The 18,005-nt window shown below is 68.7% G+C and carries 16 protein-coding genes; 9 read left to right on the forward strand and 7 right to left on the reverse strand.

The genetic code is table 11. From position 1 onward, the window contains the following. Positions 1-44: 44 nt before the first annotated feature. Complete coding sequence (locus DIZ26_RS12005) at positions 45-1,115, reverse strand: polyprenyl synthetase family protein (protein WP_112240419.1); 1,071 nt, start codon at positions 1,113-1,115, stop codon at positions 45-47. A gap of 56 nt (positions 1,116-1,171) precedes the next feature. Between DIZ26_RS12005 and metF the strand changes: the two genes are divergently transcribed. From metF to DIZ26_RS12030, 5 genes are all read left to right on the forward strand, one after another. Then, on the forward strand, positions 1,172-2,086 hold the full coding sequence (gene metF / locus DIZ26_RS12010) for a methylenetetrahydrofolate reductase [NAD(P)H] (protein ID WP_112240421.1): 915 nt from the start codon (positions 1,172-1,174) through the stop codon (positions 2,084-2,086). A gap of 210 nt (positions 2,087-2,296) precedes the next feature. Next, complete coding sequence (locus tag DIZ26_RS12015) at positions 2,297-2,827, forward strand: SixA phosphatase family protein (protein ID WP_112240423.1); 531 nt, start codon at positions 2,297-2,299, stop codon at positions 2,825-2,827. Between the two features lie 68 nt (positions 2,828-2,895). After that, complete coding sequence (locus tag DIZ26_RS12020) at positions 2,896-4,053, forward strand: patatin-like phospholipase family protein (protein ID WP_112240425.1); 1,158 nt, start codon at positions 2,896-2,898, stop codon at positions 4,051-4,053. Beyond that, complete coding sequence (locus DIZ26_RS37430) at positions 4,050-5,975, forward strand: gluzincin family metallopeptidase (RefSeq protein WP_157979684.1); 1,926 nt, start codon at positions 4,050-4,052, stop codon at positions 5,973-5,975. The genes DIZ26_RS12020 and DIZ26_RS37430 overlap by 4 nt, the downstream gene beginning before the upstream one ends. Further along, positions 5,975-7,234, forward strand: coding sequence for an MBL fold metallo-hydrolase (locus DIZ26_RS12030; RefSeq protein ID WP_157979685.1), 1,260 nt, complete (start codon positions 5,975-5,977; stop codon positions 7,232-7,234). The genes DIZ26_RS37430 and DIZ26_RS12030 overlap by 1 nt, the downstream gene beginning before the upstream one ends. 1 nt (position 7,235) lies before the next feature. Here DIZ26_RS12030 and DIZ26_RS12035 read toward each other — a convergent pair whose 3' ends face one another. From DIZ26_RS12035 to DIZ26_RS12045, 3 genes are all read right to left on the reverse strand, one after another. Beyond that, positions 7,236-9,443 (reverse strand): HelD family protein, encoded by a 2,208-nt coding sequence (locus DIZ26_RS12035; RefSeq protein ID WP_112240431.1) that lies wholly within the window; start codon positions 9,441-9,443, stop codon positions 7,236-7,238. 92 nt (positions 9,444-9,535) lie between these two features. Next, entirely contained in the window at positions 9,536-10,843 is a 1,308-nt protein-coding gene (locus tag DIZ26_RS12040; protein ID WP_112240433.1) for a phytoene desaturase family protein, read from the reverse strand. Beyond that, positions 10,843-11,454, reverse strand: coding sequence for a DUF4126 domain-containing protein (locus DIZ26_RS12045; protein WP_112240435.1), 612 nt, complete (start codon positions 11,452-11,454; stop codon positions 10,843-10,845). Before DIZ26_RS12045 ends, DIZ26_RS12040 begins: the two co-directional genes overlap by 1 nt. A 183-nt stretch (positions 11,455-11,637) precedes the next feature. Here DIZ26_RS12045 and DIZ26_RS12050 point away from each other — a divergent pair, with 183 nt between their 5' ends. Together DIZ26_RS12050 and DIZ26_RS12055 are read left to right on the forward strand one after the other, a co-directional pair. Beyond that, on the forward strand, positions 11,638-13,557 hold the full coding sequence (locus tag DIZ26_RS12050) for an N-acetylmuramoyl-L-alanine amidase (RefSeq protein WP_112240437.1): 1,920 nt from the start codon (positions 11,638-11,640) through the stop codon (positions 13,555-13,557). 10 nt (positions 13,558-13,567) lie between these two features. Next, positions 13,568-14,308: a nucleotidyltransferase gene (locus DIZ26_RS12055; protein WP_112240439.1), complete on the forward strand. Its 741-nt coding sequence runs from the start codon at positions 13,568-13,570 to the stop codon at positions 14,306-14,308. Between the two features lie 166 nt (positions 14,309-14,474). Here the strand turns inward: DIZ26_RS12055 and DIZ26_RS12060 are convergent, their stop codons facing one another. The 3 genes from DIZ26_RS12060 to DIZ26_RS12070 are packed head-to-tail and all read right to left on the reverse strand — an operon-like array spanning position 14,475 to position 16,632. Beyond that, positions 14,475-14,945, reverse strand: coding sequence for a YbaK/EbsC family protein (locus DIZ26_RS12060; RefSeq protein ID WP_112240441.1), 471 nt, complete (start codon positions 14,943-14,945; stop codon positions 14,475-14,477). 10 nt (positions 14,946-14,955) lie between these two features. Next, a complete protein-coding gene (locus DIZ26_RS12065) occupies positions 14,956-15,987 on the reverse strand; it encodes a DUF4037 domain-containing protein (protein ID WP_112240443.1) in 1,032 nt (343 codons plus the stop codon). Between the two features lie 51 nt (positions 15,988-16,038). After that, complete coding sequence (locus tag DIZ26_RS12070) at positions 16,039-16,632, reverse strand: DM13 domain-containing protein (protein ID WP_112240444.1); 594 nt, start codon at positions 16,630-16,632, stop codon at positions 16,039-16,041. Positions 16,633-16,969: 337 nt separating this feature from the next. Here DIZ26_RS12070 and DIZ26_RS12075 point away from each other — a divergent pair, with 337 nt between their 5' ends. Together DIZ26_RS12075 and DIZ26_RS12080 are read left to right on the forward strand one after the other, a co-directional pair. Next, positions 16,970-17,329 (forward strand): DUF6504 family protein, encoded by a 360-nt coding sequence (locus DIZ26_RS12075; RefSeq protein WP_112240446.1) that lies wholly within the window; start codon positions 16,970-16,972, stop codon positions 17,327-17,329. After that, on the forward strand, positions 17,326-17,799 hold the full coding sequence (locus DIZ26_RS12080) for an SAV_6107 family HEPN domain-containing protein (protein ID WP_112240448.1): 474 nt from the start codon (positions 17,326-17,328) through the stop codon (positions 17,797-17,799). The genes DIZ26_RS12075 and DIZ26_RS12080 overlap by 4 nt, the downstream gene beginning before the upstream one ends. Positions 17,800-18,005 lie beyond the last annotated feature (206 nt).

Consider the following 18,005-nt stretch of genomic DNA (forward strand, 5'->3'; position numbering starts at 1 on the left):
TACTCCGGCGGACTACAGGGGCCCCGGCGGACTGCGCCGGTGGGCTACAGGTGCCTCGAGGTCGCGGCGACGACCAGGTCGGCGAGGGCCTTGCGGACGTTCTCGTCCTCGATCGGGGCCCGGTCCAGCGCCGCCAGGGCGTCCTCGGTCTTATCGGCGATCAGGTCCTCACAGGCCTGTACGGCGCGACTGTCCTGCAGGATCTCGCGCAGCAGCTGGATCTCGTCGTCGTCCAGATCCGGCCGGCCGAACAACCGGTCGAACTCGGCGAGCTGGACCTCCGAAGCGTGCTCCACGGCGTACGCGGTGAGGACGGTCCGCTTGCCCTCGCGCAGGTCGTCGCCCGCTGGCTTGCCGGTCACCGTCGGGTCGCCGAACACGCCGAGCAGGTCGTCGCGCAGCTGGAACGCCTCCCCGAGCGGCAGCCCGTACGTCGACAGCGCGTCGATCAGGAGCTGGTCGGCTCCGGCGAGCGCCGCCCCGATGTGCAAGGGGCGCTCGACCGTGTAGGTGGCCGCCTTGTACCGCAGTACGCGAAGGGCTCGGTCCATGTCTGCCTCGCCGCTGGCCTGGGCTACGAGGTCCAGATACTGCCCCGCGGTCACTTCGACCCGCACCGCGTCGAAGAACTTGGACGCCCGGGCGAGCGCGGCGGCGTCGAAGCCGCTCGTGTGCAGCATCTCGTCGGCCCAGATCAGGCAGAGGTCGCCGAGCAGGATCGCCGCGCCGACACCGAATCCCACCGGGTCGCCACCACGTCCGCTGGTCGCCGAGCGAGCCCGCTGCAGCGCCTCGAACCGGCGATGTGCGGCCGGCGCGCCCCGGCGTACGTCGGAGGAATCCATCACGTCGTCGTGCACGAGCGCGCTGACGTGCAGCATCTCCAAGCTGGCCGCGGCCTTAAGGATCGGCTGGCCGGTGTCGCCGCCCGCGGCCCGGAAACCCCAATAACAGAAGGAAGGACGCAGTCGTTTGCCGCCGGCGGTCGCGTCGCGGGCGGCCTGCACCAGCTCGGCGAGCTCGGGCCCGATCTCGGCGAGCCGTTCGGACTGGATGTCCAGGAAGCTGGTCAGGGCTCGCTGGACGTCGGTCGGGATGTCTGCGTCGGCATACACGTCTCGGAGGGTAGCCGGTCGGGGCCCGTGCGCCCACGCCCCGGTAGCCTTGAACAATGGCAAACGGTCTCCCCTCGAAGCTTCCCGGCGCGACGCCGACGATCCGTGAGCTGCTGGCGACCGGACAGCGATCCTTCTCGTTCGAGTTCTTCCCGCCGAAGACCCCCGAGGCCGAGGAAGTGCTCTGGCGGTCGATCCGCGAGATCGAGCAACTCCGGCCGACGTTCGTGTCGATCACGTACGGCGCCGGCGGGACGACCCGCGACGGAACGATCCGGGTCACCGAGCGGGTAGCGCAGGACACCTCGCTGACGCCGCTGGGGCACCTGACCTGCGTCGCGCACTCCAAGGACGAGCTGCGCTCGGTGATCGGGGCGTACGCCGGTTCCGGTGTGCGCAACGTGCTCGCTCTGCGCGGTGACCCGCCAGGCGGTCCGAACCAGCCGTGGGTCGCACACCCCGAGGGGATGAACCACGCGATCGAGCTGGTCGAGCTGGTTCGCGAGCTGGGCGACTTCTGTGTCGGGGTCGCCGCGTTCCCGGACAAGCACCCGGAGGCGTCGTCGCTCGAAGCCGATGCCCAGGTGCTCGCGGCGAAGGCGAAGGCGGGCGCGGACTACGCGATCACCCAGATGTTCTTCGGCGCCGGCGACTACTTCCGGCTGGTCGATCGGGCCGCCGCGCTCGGCTGCGACATCCCGATCCTGCCCGGCATCATGCCGGTGACGAACATCAAGCAGATCCACCGGATGGCCGAGCTGACCGGGATGGCGCTGCCGACCGCGGTCACCGATCGCCTGCATGCCGTCGAGGACGACCCGGCGGCGGTCCGCGAGGTCGGCATCGAGATCGCCAGCGAACTCTGCGACGAACTCCTCGCCGGTGGTGCCCCCGGCATCCACTTCATCACCCTCAACCGCTCGACGGCGACCCGCCAGGTCTACCGCAACCTCCAGTCAGCACCGGTCTGAGCAAGCCGCGCCGCGGCCGGTCTGAGCGAGCCGCGCCGCGGCCGGTCTGAGCGAGCCGCGGCGGGCAGTTCGAGCGAGACGCGGCGGCCAGTTCAAGCGAGACGCGGGGGGGCCAGTTCAAGCGAGACGCGGCGGCCGAGCTCGGGTGCGACGCGGCGGCCGCGCTGAGCGGCGTACACCGGATCGGGGTGGACGCTCTATCCTGAGCCGATGGCTGACCCGTCCGATCTGTTGATGGACCGCACCTTGGTGTTGCTCCGGCACGCCAAGGCGGTGCCGCCCGAGTCGATGCCCGACCTGGAGCGCCCACTGGCCGACCGGGGCCGGGCCGACGCCGCCGCGGCCGGACGCTATCTAGTTGCCCAAGGCATCGACGCGGACCTGGTCATCTGCTCGCCGTCGATCCGCACCCGCGAGACCTGGCAGTACGCCGCCGAGGCGGGCGCGACGGCGACGGACATCTGGTACGACCGCCGCGTCTACAGCGCCGGCACCGAGGAACTCCTCGAAGTACTGCACGACGTCCCGGCAGACACCCGTACCGTCGTCCTGGTCGGCCACGCGCCGGGAATCCCTTGGCTGGCAGACGAACTGGCCCTCGACGGCACCAGCCCGTCCCGAGTCGAACTGACCCAGAAGTACCCCACCAGCGGCCTCACGGTCCTGCACCTGACCACGCGCTGGTCCGACGTCACCGCCGACACCGCCGACCTGGTCGACTACGTCATCCCGCGAGGCTGAGTGCTTGCATTTGGCACTGACCCGGAGGACGCTCCGTAGCAAGGGGAGCACTTCAGGGGGACGGCGTGATGAGCGAGATCCAGGTCGCCGAAGAACCGGTACGACGGATTCCGGGTGACGCGGCGAAGAGTCCGCAGCCAGGGACGGCCTTGTGCCTGTCGGGCGGTGGATACCGGGCGATGGTGTTCCACGTCGGCGTGCTGTTGCGACTCAACGAGGCCCGCATGCTGCCGGAACTCGACCGTGTCTCCAGCGTGTCCGGCGGCTCCATCACGGCCGGCGTCCTGGCGATGAACTGGCAGCACCTGGACTTCGACGAGGACGGGGTGGCGCAGGAGTTCGTGTCCCAGGTCGTCGACCCGATCCGGGCGATGGCCGGCACCCACGTGGACGTACCGGCGCTGCTGACCGGGATCGGCCTGCCGTTCACCTCGGTGGCCGACCGGGTCGTCCGGGCGTTCCGTAAGCAGCTGTTCGGGAAGAAGACGCTGCAGGACCTGCCGGACAAGCCGACCTTCGTGATCAACGCGACCAACCTGGAATCGGGCGACCTGATGCGTTTCAGGAAGGCCTACCTGGCGGACTATCGGGTGGGCAGGATCGACCATCCGGATCTGCCGCTAGCCGTCGCGGTCGCCGCCTCGTCGTCGTTCCCGCCGTTCCTTTCGCCGTGCACGGTCGATCTGGAGCACGAGCAGTGGGTCACCGAGGACGGCAATGATCTGACCGGTCCGGAGTTCCGCAACGAGATCCGGCTGAGCGACGGCGGCGTGTACGACAACCTCGGCCTGGAAACGGCCTGGAAGAACTACCTGACCATCCTGGTCAGCGATGCCGGTGGTCATCTGGGCCCGGATCCCGACCCACCGTCGGACTGGGGGCGGCACCTGCTGCGGGTGCTGAAGGTGATGGACAACCAGGTCCGGGCGCTGCGCAAGCGCCAGGTCATCGACTCCTTCCAGCGGAAGGTGCGAACCGGCGCGTACATCGGGATCCGCAGCCACGTGGCCGACTACGGACTGGCCGATCCGCTGCCGGTGGACGAGGCCGTCGCGTCGAGGCTTGCCGCGATCCCGACCAGGCTGGACTCGATGGACGAGGATCTTCAGAAGCAGTTGATCAACTGGGGTTACATCATCTGCGACACCGGGCTGAGGGCCCATCTGGGGAAGGGTCCGGGGGCCGGCAAGCTGCCCTACCCGGACGCCGCGCTCACGAAGTCATGAACGCGGAGCTGAATCGTCCGGCGATCCGGCTGCCCGACCGCCGCCGGTTGCGGACGTTCGCCTTCGACCCGATGTCGACCCGGTTGTCCGGTCGTTTCCTTGCCCTGGACGTGCCGTACGAGGCCGAGCTGCGGCCGGGGCCGGACGGCAGCCTGGTCCAGGTGGTCGACTTCGATGCCGGCCGGAACCGGTGGTACGAACCGCTGGATCTCAACGATCCGGCCGTCCTGGCCCAGGACGGCCTGCGACCGGCCGAGGGCGATCCGCGAACCCACCAGCAGATCGTGTATGCCGTGGCGACCAGTGTCATCGAGCGGTTCGAACGCTTCGTCGGCCGGCGGTTCCGCTGGCGGGCCAACCAGAAGCTGCGCCTCGTGCCGCATGCCTTCGAGGGACGCAACGCCTTCTTCGACCCGGGCCGCCGGGCTGTCCTGTTCGGCTACTACCGCGCCGATCGGCTCGACCCCGGCCGGAACCTTCCCGGCCAGGTCGTCTTCACCTGCCTGTCGACCGACATCATCGCTCACGAGGTCACCCACGCGATCCTGCACAGAATGCGTCAGTACTACTCCGAGCCGACGAACCGCGACGTGTTCGCCTGGCATGAAGCGTTCGCGGACCTCGTTGCGTTGTTCCAGCACTTCGTGCACCGCGACTTCGTCATCGACGCCGTCGCGACCACCTCCGGCGACCTGAGCAAGACCAGCGGTCTGCTCCAGCTCGCCAGTGAGTTCGGTGAGTCGACAGGACGGGGAGCGGCCCTCCGCTCGGCCATCGCGGACCGGAACCGGACGCCCGACAGGTTCCGCGCAGCCACCGAACCGCACGAGCGTGGCGCGTGTTTCGTCAGCGCCGTCTTCGACGCGTATCTCGACAGCTACCAGGCCTCGATCGTGGATCTGCTCCGGATCGCCACCGGCGGGTCCGGCGTACTGCCTGCCGGCCAGCTGTCGCCCGACCTGGTCAAACGCATCGCGGACGAGGCGGTGCGGAACGCGGACCGGCTGCTCGGCATGGTCGTCCGGGCGATGGACTACCTGCCGGTCGTCGATGTCCGCTTCGGCGACGTCGTCCGCGCGATCGTCACCGCCGACCGCGCGCTGTACCCCGACGACGCCATCAACCTGCGGCGCAATCTGGTCGAGGCGCTGCGGCGCCGCGGCATCTATCCCGAAGAGGTCGCCTCGTTGACCGACGAGGCACTTGCCTGGCCGACGGCGGACGACCTCGATCTGAACGACCCGGCGGCTCCGGTGGACCTGCGGAATCTGATCCTGCTCGCCACCATGGACCTCGATCCCGGCGGCAAGGCAGGCGCATTGCTCGTGCCGCAGCAACCGGTGGCCGCACCCGCGCCCGTGGCGGCGGCCGTCGGTGACACGCCGGCCGCCGATGAGAGTGACGCGGACGAACGCGACCCGGGCGAAGTGCTCTACCAGACGGTCAGCAAATGGGCCCGGCTGCACGCGTTGGAGATCGGCCTCGACCCGGATCCGGACCTCCGGATCGCGCTGAGAGGCATCCATGTCGCCTACCGGCAGGCGGCGGACGGCCAGCCCCGGCCGGAGGTCGCGATCCAGCTCACCCAACGCCGGCCCGAACTGGAAGACCAGCAGCTGCCGGCCGCGAGCAGACCGAGGATCCGGGCCGGTACCGTCCTGATCGCCGGAGTGGACGGCCGGGTCGAGCACATCATCGCCAAACCACTCCCGCTCCGCGACGATGCGGCGATCGACAAGCTGCCGCCGGAGCACCCGGCGCACGAGCACCAAGCGGCCGGCGTACGGCGGCTCAAGGCGCTGAACCAATGGGCCGCGGATGTCGAGGTGATGGACGCGCTCAGCGGGTGGACCGCGGAGCCGGCCATGAACCGCCTGACCTTCGCCGCGATCCACGGCGAGATCATGACGGAGAGCCGCTGATGGCCGGATCGACTGTCACGGTGCGGATGTACAACATGGGCTTCGGCGACGCGTTCTTGGTCACCGTCCGGCGCAAAGGCAAGGTCTGGCGGATGCTCGTCGACTGCGGCGTCCACAGTCAGGGCCAGGCCCGGCCGATCGCTGAGTCGGTCAAGGCGATCATCGCGGACCTCGCCGCAGCGAGCCCAGCGGGTAAGCCCCAGCTCGACGTCGTGGTGGCGACCCATCACCACGCCGATCACATCTCCGGTTTCGCCCTGCCCGACTGGGAGAAGGTCGTCGTCGAGGAGGTCTGGCTGCCGTTCGTGGAGGACCAGTCGGACGCGGACGCCAGCGCGTTGCGCCAGGCGCAGACGCAGACCGCGCAGCGCCTGCTCGGCCTGATCGAGCAGCGGACGCTCGGACTCGACCCCGGGGCCTGGCCGGCCGCTGTTGCCGCGGCCCGGTCGTTCGCGCTCAACTCGGCCGGGAACGCCGTGGCGACGGACCGGCTGATCGGCCGCAACAAGACGCACTTCGCGAACCCCGGCCACCACGTGCGTTACCTGCCGAGCCTGAACGACGCGGAGAACGAGATCGCGGTCGGCCCCGACCAGGTGATCGCGCACGTCCTCGGCCCGTCGCGGGACCCGGACGAGCTCAAGTTGATGAACCCGCCGGCCAGTGCCGGCTGGCATCAACTCGACGTGGACGAGACCGGCGACGCCGACGATTCGCCGTACCCGCTGTTCAACGGGACCTACGAGCTGCGGGATCGGCTGCGACTCCCTGCGGTTCTCGAGGCGGCCGCCGACTCGTTGCAGCTCGATCAGCTCGGTAACGATACGGGTCTGCTCGGCGCGGCCTCGGTGCTGGAGCACGCGGTCAACAACACCAGCCTGTTCATGGTGCTCGACGTGGCCGGGACGCGGCTGTTGTTCCCCGGCGATGCGCAGTACGGCGCGTGGCAACACGTGTTGAAGGATCCGCGGAAGAGGGCGCTGTTGAGCGACGCCGCCTTCTACAAGATCGGTCACCACGGATCGCACAACGCCACCCCGAGGGAGTTCGTGGAGGAGGTGTGGACCGAGGGTGCCAGCGCGATGCTGCCGTGGGGAATAGTCGAACGCTGGAAGGACACCATTCCCCAGCAGCAGTTGCTCCAGTCGCTGCACGACCACAAACACCTGGTGATCCGAGCCGACACGCCGGCGGACAAGCAGGCCGGGATCACCGTTCAGGACGATCTCTGGCGCGAGATCGTCCTGAAGACCAAATGAGCTACGGCAGCCAGTTGGTGGTGCTGTTGATGGTGATCATGCGCTGGGTGGCTCGGGTGAGCACGACGTAGAGGGCGCGGATCCCCCCGAGGGTGTCGCTCACGATGCGGTCGGGTTCGACCACGATGACCGCGTCGTACTCGAGCCCCTTGGAATCCAGCGGGCTGAGCGCGACGACACGCGGGTCGCCAACCTCGGCGACCACTGCGTCGATGGCCGGTCGGAGCGCGGGCGGGACGATGACGCCCACCGTTCCCTCCACGAGCTGGAGCAGCTCGACCGCCGCGTCACCGGCGGCTTCGGCGATCTTGGCGGCGTCGAAGATGCGGTGCTCGGGCTCGACCCCGGTACGGCGTACCGCGTCGGGCAGGTCCGCGTCGGGGATCTGCCGCCGGATGACCTCGCCGGCGAAGGAGTAGATCTCGGCCGAGTTCCGGTAGTTGGTGGACAGCCGGAACGTGTGCCGCTGCAGGTGGGACAGCATCGAGTCCATCGCGGCCCGCGCTTCGGCCGGGTCCGGCCATGAGCTCTGTGCCGTGTCGCCGACGACGGTCCAGCTCGCCTGCGGACCGCGTCGCGTGACCATCCGCCACTGCATGGGGGACAGGTCCTGCGCCTCGTCGACGAGGACGTGCGCGTACTCCTCGGGCTCGTCGGCCTCGGCGGCCGCGATGCTCCGCGCCCGGCGCTCGGACGTGGTGAGCACCTCGTTCACGCCGTCCGACAGCCCTTCCAGCCAGTCGAACTCCTCGTCCCGCCCGGCTTCCTGGATCGGCGGCCGGCCGAGCAACTGACCGAGTTCGTCGAGCAACGCGACGTCCGCGATGGTGAACTCGTCCGTACTACGGATCGCCGCCGCCAGGTCCTCGACCTCCGCCGGGCTGAACTCACCCCGTGCCCACCGAGACACCCGACGCGCGTCGCCGAGCCACCGCAGTACGGCACCAGGCGTCAGCACCGGCCACCACGCGGCAAAGAAGCTCTTGTATGCCGGGGTGTCGGTGACCCGGTCGCCGAAGGCCTCCCGGTCGGCGTACACCCCAGTGCGCAGGTCCTCGGGGAACTTGTTCCACAGCGCGGCCACCAGCCCCTTGCGCGCTTCGGAGGCGGCGCGGTTGCGCGGCGTACGGCGTAGTGCGTTGCGGCGGACATTGTCGAGCTGGTTCGCGTCCAGCTCGACAGTGGCTCCACCGATGAACACGCGCAGCGTCGTCGGAGCATCCGGCACCCGGTCGCGCGCAGCTCGCGACAGCAGGCCACGCATCCGCAGTGAGCCCTTGATCGCAGCAGCAGCGGCGTTGTCGACAGCAGTCGCGCGTACGCCGTCCACCAACTCACCGACCGCACGCAGCGACACCGTGTTCTCACCGAGGCTGGGAAGCACGCGCTCGATGTACGCCATGAACGCAGCGGACGGCCCGACCACCAGCACGCCACCACGCTCGAAGCGGCGCCGGTCGGAGTACAGCAGGTACGCCGCGCGGTGCAGCGCGACGACCGTCTTGCCGGTACCAGGGCCGCCGCCGATGACGGTGACACCGCGGGCTGGTGCCCGGATCGCCTCGTCCTGCTCGGCCTGGATGGTCGCGACGATGTCGCGCATCGTGTGACCCCGGGCGCGCGACAGCGACGCCATCAGCGCGCCCTCGCCGAGCACCGGCAGGTCCTCGGGTGAGCGGTCAGGCGCCAGCAGGTCGTCTTCGAGCCCGACGATCCGCGGGCCTTTGTTCCGCAGTACGCGACGCCGGACGACGCGCAGCCGGTCGGTCGAGGTCGCTCGGTAGAAGGGTTCGGCGGCAGGCGCCCGCCAGTCGATCACCAGCGGCTCGTACTCGGCGTCGCGGACGCCGATCCGCCCGACGTACAGCTTCTCCAGGTCCTTGGCGGTCGCGACGGGTTCGGTGTCGTCGCCCTGATCGGAGTCGAGCCGGCCGAACACGAGTCCCTCGTGCTCCGCGTCCAGCTCGGCGATCCGGCGGGCCGCGGCGTACACCAGCACGTCGCGCTCGTAGAGGCCGGTCTGCTCCTCGTCGCGGACCCGGCCGACGTTCTGCGCCTGACCGCGTTGGTGCCCTTCGACCGCGATCCGGGAGGCGGACCGGGCGGCCTCGTCGACCCGGGTGTAGACCCGATCGACGTGTGCCTGCTCTGCGTCCAGCTCAGCCCGTTCGACGTTTTCGAGATCGGTCGATGTGGGGGATTGATCCACCGGGGTCCTCTCTACTGCCGGGCAATTCACCCGACATGGAACACATGAACGATCAATCTTAGTGCGAGCTTCCCAGCGACCCTAGGGCGGTCTCAGGCTTTCCCGATGGCGTCGGCGACGATGGCTGCGCCCAGGGTGGTCGCCGGGACTCCTGTGCCAGGGTGGGCGCCGGCGCCGACGCAGTATAGGCCCTTGACGGGGGAGACGTTCGCGGCGCGCTTGCGGGCGGTGCGGAAGCCCTCCCAGGCGACTCCCGCCAGCCAGGACGAGGATGTCTGCCGGGTGACCACCTTGTCCCGGATATGCAGCCCACGCGCGACCAGGAGGTCCAGTACGTCGTCCGTCGGGTAGCCGTGGACAAGTACGGACCACGCCTGGTGCCCAGCGGGTGCTACACCACCAGTGCGCACGACCACGGTCGGGCTGCCGTGCAGAACCGTTTCGAAGGGCAAGTCCGGCACTGGCTCCTGCAGCCCCAGATGTACGACGTACGCCGCCTGCGCCTGGTGCGTCGAGAGCACCTTGCGCCGGACCTTCTTTGCTCTCGGGTCGTCGACCAGCCGCCCGTAGAGCTCGCGCGGGTCGATGTCGCTGACAACGATCTCGGCCGGCAACTCGGTCCCGTCGGCCAGCCGGACGCCGGTGACCGCGCCGTTCTTGGTGCTGACGGCAACCACTTCGGCGTGGGTACGTACGTCGACCTTGCGCTCACTGGTCCGCTGGGCGAGTGCGTCAGCGACCGCGCCGAAGCCGCCGTCCACGGTCCAGCGGCCGAAGGTGCGTTCGAGGTACGACCAGACACCGACATAGCCGGGCGTGAGCTTGGGGTCTGAGCCGTGCTGCGTCGCGTAGTACCGCAGTACTGCGCGGGCGCGGGCGTCGTCGAGCCGGCTGTCGGCAACGCGTGCGAGCGACTGCCAGGGCTTCAGCACCCGGATGGCGCTCCACGGCAACCGGTCCATCAGGGGCGGCTCGAGCGAAGTCTTCCGCAGTACCTGCCAGGTCTCGCCGTAGTTGTCGACCAGGTCGGTCCAGCGCTGGGCGGTCTTCGCTCCGGCCAGGTCGGTCCAGGCGTCGAGCTGGCCACCCCGGTCACCGACCGGAAGGTCCAGGACGGACCCGTCGCCGAACAGATGCCGGCGCGGCTGTGTGATCGGATCCAGCTGGACCAGACTCTCGATCGGCCGCCCGGACTTCCGGAACAGGTCGCGCAGGGCAGCAGGCAACGTAGTACTGGCTGCTCCGGCGTCCCAGCTGAAGCCGTCGGCGTCGACCCGGCCGAGAGCGCCGCCGAGACGTTCGTCCTGCTCGCAGACGGTGACCTGATGGCCGAGCTTGGCAAGCCGCACTGCACTGGCGAGACCGGCGAGGCCGGCCCCGATGACGATCACCCGGGCCATCAGGCAGCACTGCTCCCGGGAGCCGGACTGCTCCGTCTCTCCCGCCAGGCGCGGAATCTGGCCAGGCCGCGGCGGATCGCGCGGAAGGCGAAGTAGACCGAGACGAGCCCGGTCAGCAACAGGATGCCGGCGATGATGAGGGCCGCCGTCGGGTGGAACGCGGCCAGCGAGACGACTCCGGCGACCGCGACGTCCTCACCCGAGGAGGCGGCGATGTTGGTGACCGGCTCGGGGGAGGTGTTGATGGCCAGCCGCAGGCTCGACTTCACGAAGTGTGACAGCAGCGCGGTCACTCCGCCGGTGGTCGCGATGATCGCCTGGTGCAGGTCGCTGGCCTGCCCGGCCACCAGCGCCGCGACGATCGCGCCGACGGTCGGCCGGATCACGGTCGACACCGCGTCCCAGGCCGAGTCGATGTACGGGATCTTGTCGGCCACGAATTCGAACGCGAACAAGGCCGCGGCGGCGATCAGCACCGCGTTCCCGGTCAGCCCCTTCGGGACGCTGTCGACGTCCGCGAACCGGCCGAGCAGGCCGAGGATGAGGACGCACGCATAGGCGTTGATCCCGCTCGCCCAGCCCGTCGTGAACGCCAGCGGCAACGCTTCCATGATCGGTACTCCGTAACCCTCAGTTGCAACCCAGTCGGACGATACGCGTGGTCAGTATCGAACCTTTCGATCCGAGTTTTGGTTAACCGTTGACATCGGCTTGTTTGCGACCCAAAGTGAACAGGCTGCTGGTCTGTGTGACTATCAGCCCGGCCACCCCCATACGGGTCAGGGAGATCAATCATGCTTCGTCGTCCGAAGATTCTCGCCGCACTGGCAGCGGTAGCGCTGCCCATATCCGTGATCGGCGTGTCGTCCGGCGGTCCACCGGCTGCTGCCGCTTCGCCCGGGCCGTCCACACAGGCTGCCGCGTCAGCGTTCGAGGCTGCGTCGCAGAAGTACGGCGTACCGGAGTCGGTGCTACTGGCTGTGTCGTACGCCGAGACGCGCTGGGACGATCACGCGGGCAAGCCCAGCACGTCGGGCGGGTACGGGCTGATGCACCTGACGTCCGTCGACCCTGGTGAGCTCGAGGAGCGGTCCGGCGGCACCGAGGTGGCCAAGGCCGACTCTCTGCGCACACTGGAGAAGGCGTCGACGCTGACCGGGCTCGAGCCGGTTGCCCTGCGCAACGACCCTGCGGCGAACATCGCCGGTGGTGCAGCCCTGCTGGCCGACTACCAGCGTTCACTGAAGCTCCCGGTAGGCGCCGACACCTCCGCTGCCGACTGGTACGGCGCTGTCGGCTCGTACTCCGGTGCGTCGGACCAGGCGGGCGCTTCTGCCTTCGCTGACGACGTCTACGCGATCCTCGCCCGCGGCGCAGCTCGTACGACGAACACTGGGCAGCAGATCGTCATGCCTGCTGTAAAGGTCACGCCTGCCAAGTCGCAGCTCGCCCGGACCGGACTGCGCGCGGCTACCAAGGCCGCCGCCGCCACCGAGTGCCCCGCCCAGCTGGATTGCGAGTCGCTGCCGGCGCCCTACTCGCAGTACGGGCCTGGTGCCGGTGACTACGGCAACCACGACCTGGCGAACCGGCCGAAGACCGGCAAGATCGACTACATCGTCATCCACGACACCGAGGGCGGCTGGCAGGGGACGCTGAACCTGATCCAGGACCCGACGTACGTGAGCTGGCACTACACGATGCGGTCCTCCGACGGGCACATCTGGCAGCACGTCGACACTAAGAACGTCGCCTGGCACGCCGGCAACTGGTACGTCAACATGCACTCGATCGGTATCGAGCACGAAGGCTTCGCGGCCCAGGGCGCGACCTGGTACACCGAGGCGCTCTACCGGAACTCGGCTCGGCTGGTCCGCTACCTGGCGCAGAAGAACAACATCCCGCTGGACCGCGCGCACATCATCGGTCACGACCAGGTGTCCGGCACGATCCCCTCGACCGTGGCCGGCATGCACTGGGATCCGGGACCGTACTGGGACTGGGAGCACTACTTCGACCTGCTGGGCGCGCCGATCTACGGGCACAACATCTTCCCGGTCCGGGTCGGCTCGATCGTCACGGTGAAGCCTGGCTTCTCCGACAACGTGCAGGTGGTCACCGGGTGCAACCCCGACGGCACCTGCGCGCCGCAGGGCACCAACTTCGTCTACCTGCGGCAGGCGCCGGACGACGCCGCTCCGCTGGTCAAGGACCTGGGCAACCGGCCGAACGGCGCTGACAGCACCACGCAGGTGTCCGACATCGGTGCGCGGGCTGCAGCCGGTTCGAAGTACGTCGTGGCTGAGCGGTCGGGGGACTGGGTGGCCGTTTGGTACCTGGGCGCCAAGGGCTGGTTCAAGAACCCGGCGTCGGCACCGGACGCGTTTGCCAAGCCGGGGCTCGTGGTGAAGCCGAAGGCGGGCAAGGCGAGCGTGCCGGTCTACGGCCGGGCGTACCCCGAGCAGGCGGCGTACCCGGCGGGTATTCCGTATCAGACCGTCACGCCGCTGCAGTACACGATCGGCGCGGGACAGGCTTATCCGGTGGGCGACGCGAACATCGAGACGGACTACTACCGGGCCGTGACGTTCGCTGGTGAGCCGCCGACGGATCACGTCCAGGTGCTCGGCACGGACCGGTACTACCAGATCTGGTTCGGCCACCGGATGGTGTACGTCCGCGCTGCGGATGTGGATCTGAAGCCGGCCTTCTAAGATCTGCCGCATGTCCGACGAAGCCGTCCAGTCTTTGCTGGGCGGCTTCGTCGCTTCCATCCGTGCGGTGCTTCCTGTGCGCGCTGTGTGGCTGCACGGGTCGTTGGCGCTCGGCGACTTCGTGCTCGGGCGCAGTGACTTCGACGTGATCGCAGTGCTGGATTCTCCGGTGGGGGATCCAGCTGGGTTGATCGAGGTTCACCGGGGTCTGATGAAGTCGACACCGCTGGGGAAGAAGCTGCACTGCACGTATGTGCCGGTGGGGGAGTTGGGCGACGCCTCGTTGCGTCATCCGACGTTCGCGCAGGAGCGGTACTTCGACCGGCCGGTGACGCCGGTCAGCCGTCGAGAACTGACTCTCGGGGATATGGCGCTTTTCGGTCCGCCGCCTTCATCGTTGCTTCCGGCAACTACTGACGAGGAACTGGCTGCCTTCATCCGCCGCGACCTGCAAGACTTCTGGTACCCGGCGACCGCCAAGCGCACCCGCTGGTACACCGACATCTGGGTCGACCTAGGCATGATCACCGTCGCCCGCGCCCGTCGTACTCTCCAAGACGGCCACCTGATCACCAAGCAGGCCGCGATCGCAGAACTCCCGTCACTCGGCGCGCCGCTTGCCGTAGTACAAGACATCCGCAACCGCCGGTACGCCGCCACCGGCTCCCCGCCTTGGTCGCCGTGGCGCCTCCACCGAGCCCACCTCGCTCGCACCTTCGTCCGCTCGCAGATCCGCACGCTCCTCAGCTGATCCAGCTAGTTCAGCCAGGAGGCGGCCCGGCAGACCGAGGAATCGCTCGCGAACTCGGACCTGATGCTGCTCGGAGGCAACACCTACGACAAGCACGCCGGCTGCCCCCTGTCTCGCGCTTAGAGGCAGGGGGTGACTCGTCAACCGCGAGCCTCTTCAACGACGCCTAGTTGACTGTTACCGGTGTGCCGTTGGTGAGGTTGAGGAGTTCGGTGTAGGTGGTCGGGAAGACCGAGTGGGGAATCCCGGCGGCCGCCCACACCTCGGAGTACTCGTCGAGAGCCGTGTCGACCAGCGTCCGCACCGGCGCCGGGTGGCCGACCGGCGCGACCCCGCCGATCGACTGACCAGTGTGCTCCTTGACGAACTCCGGCGTGGCCCGGCGCAGCTTGGTGACGCCCAGCTCCGCGGCGATCTTGGCCGTGTCGACCCGATGCGCACCCGAGGTGAGGATCAGTACCGGCTCGCCGTCGCCGTCGAAGATCAGGCTGTTCGCGATCGCGCCGACCTCGCAGCCGAGCTCGGCTGCGGCGGCCGCGGCCGTCGGCACCGCCTCGTCGAGAATCCGGATCACACCGGTCGCACCGGCCGCCTCAAGTGCCTCCGCGACCAGTTGGACATTGGGATGAGTACTCACAGCTGAAACCCTATTCTTCGTACATGGTGACCAGCCGTCGGTAGACGGCCGGATTACTGAGCACATCGGTGTTGTCCGCGAACTGGTCGATACCGCCGACCAGTCCTAGCTCGTGCAGCCGTTGATCGTCGACCTTCGCCAGACACGCTTGCACGAAACGCCCGGCGTCGAGCACGGTCGCCGGCCGGTCGAAGTACTGCCTCGGCAGCGGATCGACGTACTCCGTGATACCGAGTTCGTTGTGCCGCCGCCCGGCCTTCTCGCACGCGGTGGTCAGTGCCTTCTCCCTTTGCTCGAGAGTCGCCGCACCGACCGCCTCGACCAGGTCGCGGTCGAGCCCGTCGGGATGCCCCAGCCGCGCAAACGCCGTACCGAGCCATTTCGTGTACGGCGCGTAGGCGCGGGCCATCAGCAGCGCCAGCCGCATCAGGTCGCGGGCCAGGCGAGCCGTGACGACTCGTGATCCGAGCTCGTCGCCGACTTCCGCGGTGCGTTGGACGAAAGCCTCCTCCTGCGCGATCCGGGACCATTGGCAGGCGAGCATCCAGTGCCAGACGTCATCCGGATACCAGCTGAGCGCAGTACGAACGCGTTGCAGCCGGCCGTCGTCGGCGTACACCGGCCCGGCGACGACCCCGAGCAATTGCTGCTGCGGCGTGACGAGCCAGTCCTCGATGGTCATGCCGTCGCTGACATCCCGACCGACCTGACCGTCGAGCCACTCGCCGACCGTCTTCACCGTGATGTGGTGCACGGGCTCCTGACCGTCCCACCCGAACCGGACGTCATACCCCTTGTACTGCATGGGTAGGTGCGCCTCGATCAGCTCGGTGATCCGCTCGACGTCGCCCGCATCCACCAGGACATGCATTCGCGGGCCCCAACCATGGTCGGTGGAGCGCTCCGTGTCGTAGCCGAGGACATCGGAGCCCCAGCCCAGCAAGCCTGCTGCATAAAGGGTTTCGCCCAGCAACGGCCGGATCACGTCGTCGTGGAAGCCGGCGCTCAGCCTCCTTGCCGAAACAAACCCTGTCTTGGTCATACGGCGACTCTAGTTCGATCTCGCCGATGTCACCTGACGTTTTCCACAGGCTCAGTCGAGGGCGAGTTGAGCTGCGCCGAAAGAGACGTTGAAGTGGTTGCACCAGATCGAAACGCTCTTGAAGACCGACAGGTCGACATCGCTGGGGATGGCGTAGTTCTGATTGCCGTGATTGCCCTTCAGTTGCCCGAGGCTCCGATAGCGGCCGTCGTCGAACACATGCCAGCCGGCCTTGCCCTCGACCACCGCGGCTTCACTGAGCCAGACTTCCAGGGCCGGCCCATCGGAGGTGTCCAGCCCGGTCAGCCTGAGTACCCGCGCTCCGCCCGGAAGCCGAATGACGGCCACCGCCCCTTCCGTGTGGTGCTCGTGAGAGACGAACCGACCCGACGCCTGTACTACGGGCGCCGAGGTCGCGTCCGAACCGGGCGTCTTGGCGGGGGTCCGACCCGGGGCGCCGGAAATTGTCGGTGGCGCCGGTGAGGATGAGGTCATGGAGATCGGACCGGTGCCAGGGAGCGCTTCGTCGACAACCTTGTCGGTGAAGAGCCGCCACGGCTGGAACAGCGGCAACGCGACCGCTGCGACGACGGCTGCCACCGCAAGCGCGGTGACGGCTACGGTGCGTCGGCTCGGTGTCGGCATCGGACTCCTCGGCTCGGCTCAGGCTGGAATCTCAGTCTGTCCGGCGGATCGGCGGCCGGAAACCACGCCGGCCTTACGTCCCGTTGACGATTGTCGGCGGGCAGCGCTACGCTTCAAGTGTTCGAACAGATGTTCGATTGACCCCAGGCCGGTGTCGTCGGGAGACCAGCAGGGGCCGATCGGAGCAACTGGACGACTCCGGTGCGGAGTTGCGGCCGCATCGGTAACCGGCGGTCCCGGTGGGCCGGGCGCCGTGGTGGACCTCGACCCCCACCCGGCGCCCACCCACCGGGCCGCTGCCCAGGGGAAGAAGTTCGCACACAGGAGGCGATGGAGCATGTGGGAGTTCGACGAAGCCGTTGAGGTGCGTTCAGGCGTCGTGGACGGCATCGAGACTCCGGAGCAGTTCCTGTGGCGAGGCCGGCTCTGGCGGGTCTGTGCCGTCGAGGCCCAGTGGGTGGAGACCGCCGCCTGGTGGGAGCGCGGCGTGATCGGCTCGGGTGTCGGTGCGGCGACGGCCACCGCGGTGGCGGGATCATCTGCGGCCGTCGGAGTGTTGGACGCTGATTGGGGGCCGCAACGGGCGGTCTTCCGAGTAGAGGCGGGGTGCGGCCGGCACGGTCGTCGCGAGATGTTCGATCTCGCGCACGACCCGGACTCCGGCCGCTGGCAACTGGAGAGGGTGACGGACCGATGACAGTTTCACCGGTTTCACCGGCAGCCGCTGGCTCGGCCAGCCGCGACCTGTCCCGCGCACGCGCTGCGCTGGCCGAGGCCCGCGAGTCAACCGACCACCTGCTGAAGTATTCGAGCGCTCACGTGGCAGCCCTCCGGGTCGCCGCGGCGGTGCTCGCCGTGCGGGCTCGCCCGGTGCGGTCCGGCCCGCGGCGACGCGTCCAGCGCAATGCCTGGGTGCTGCTCGCCGAGGTCGCCCCCGAGTTCGGCGAATGGGCAAGCTTCTTCGCCGCCGGTGCCACCCAGCGCGCCGCCGCCGAGGCGGGCCTGGAGCGAGCCGTCACCACCCGCGAGGCCGACGACCTGGTCCGCGCCGTAGAAACCTTCTACGAGCTGGTCGAGTCCAGCCTCCACCTGGCCACCCAGCCAACCCTCACCACCACCTTCGCCCCCGAATCAGTCCTAGCCCAACCCTGGATGCAAGCCAGCTAGTCGCGGAGGATCTGTCACAGGGTTTGCAGGTGGGCGGTCCGGAGGTCGCGGCGCCCCTCCCCGCCGCCTGTTCACCCACGTCACGCCGCTAGAGGTAGGGCATCGGCCCGCCCCGCCCGAAACGAGCTGACGAATGGCGTCACGCAGTACACCGTCCGCCTGATCGAGCTCCACGACGCGCCGCGGCTGGCATCGCCAGCCCGACG

This window comes from Kribbella monticola (assembly GCF_003261635.1).
GTDB lineage: Bacteria > Actinomycetota > Actinomycetes > Propionibacteriales > Kribbellaceae > Kribbella > Kribbella monticola.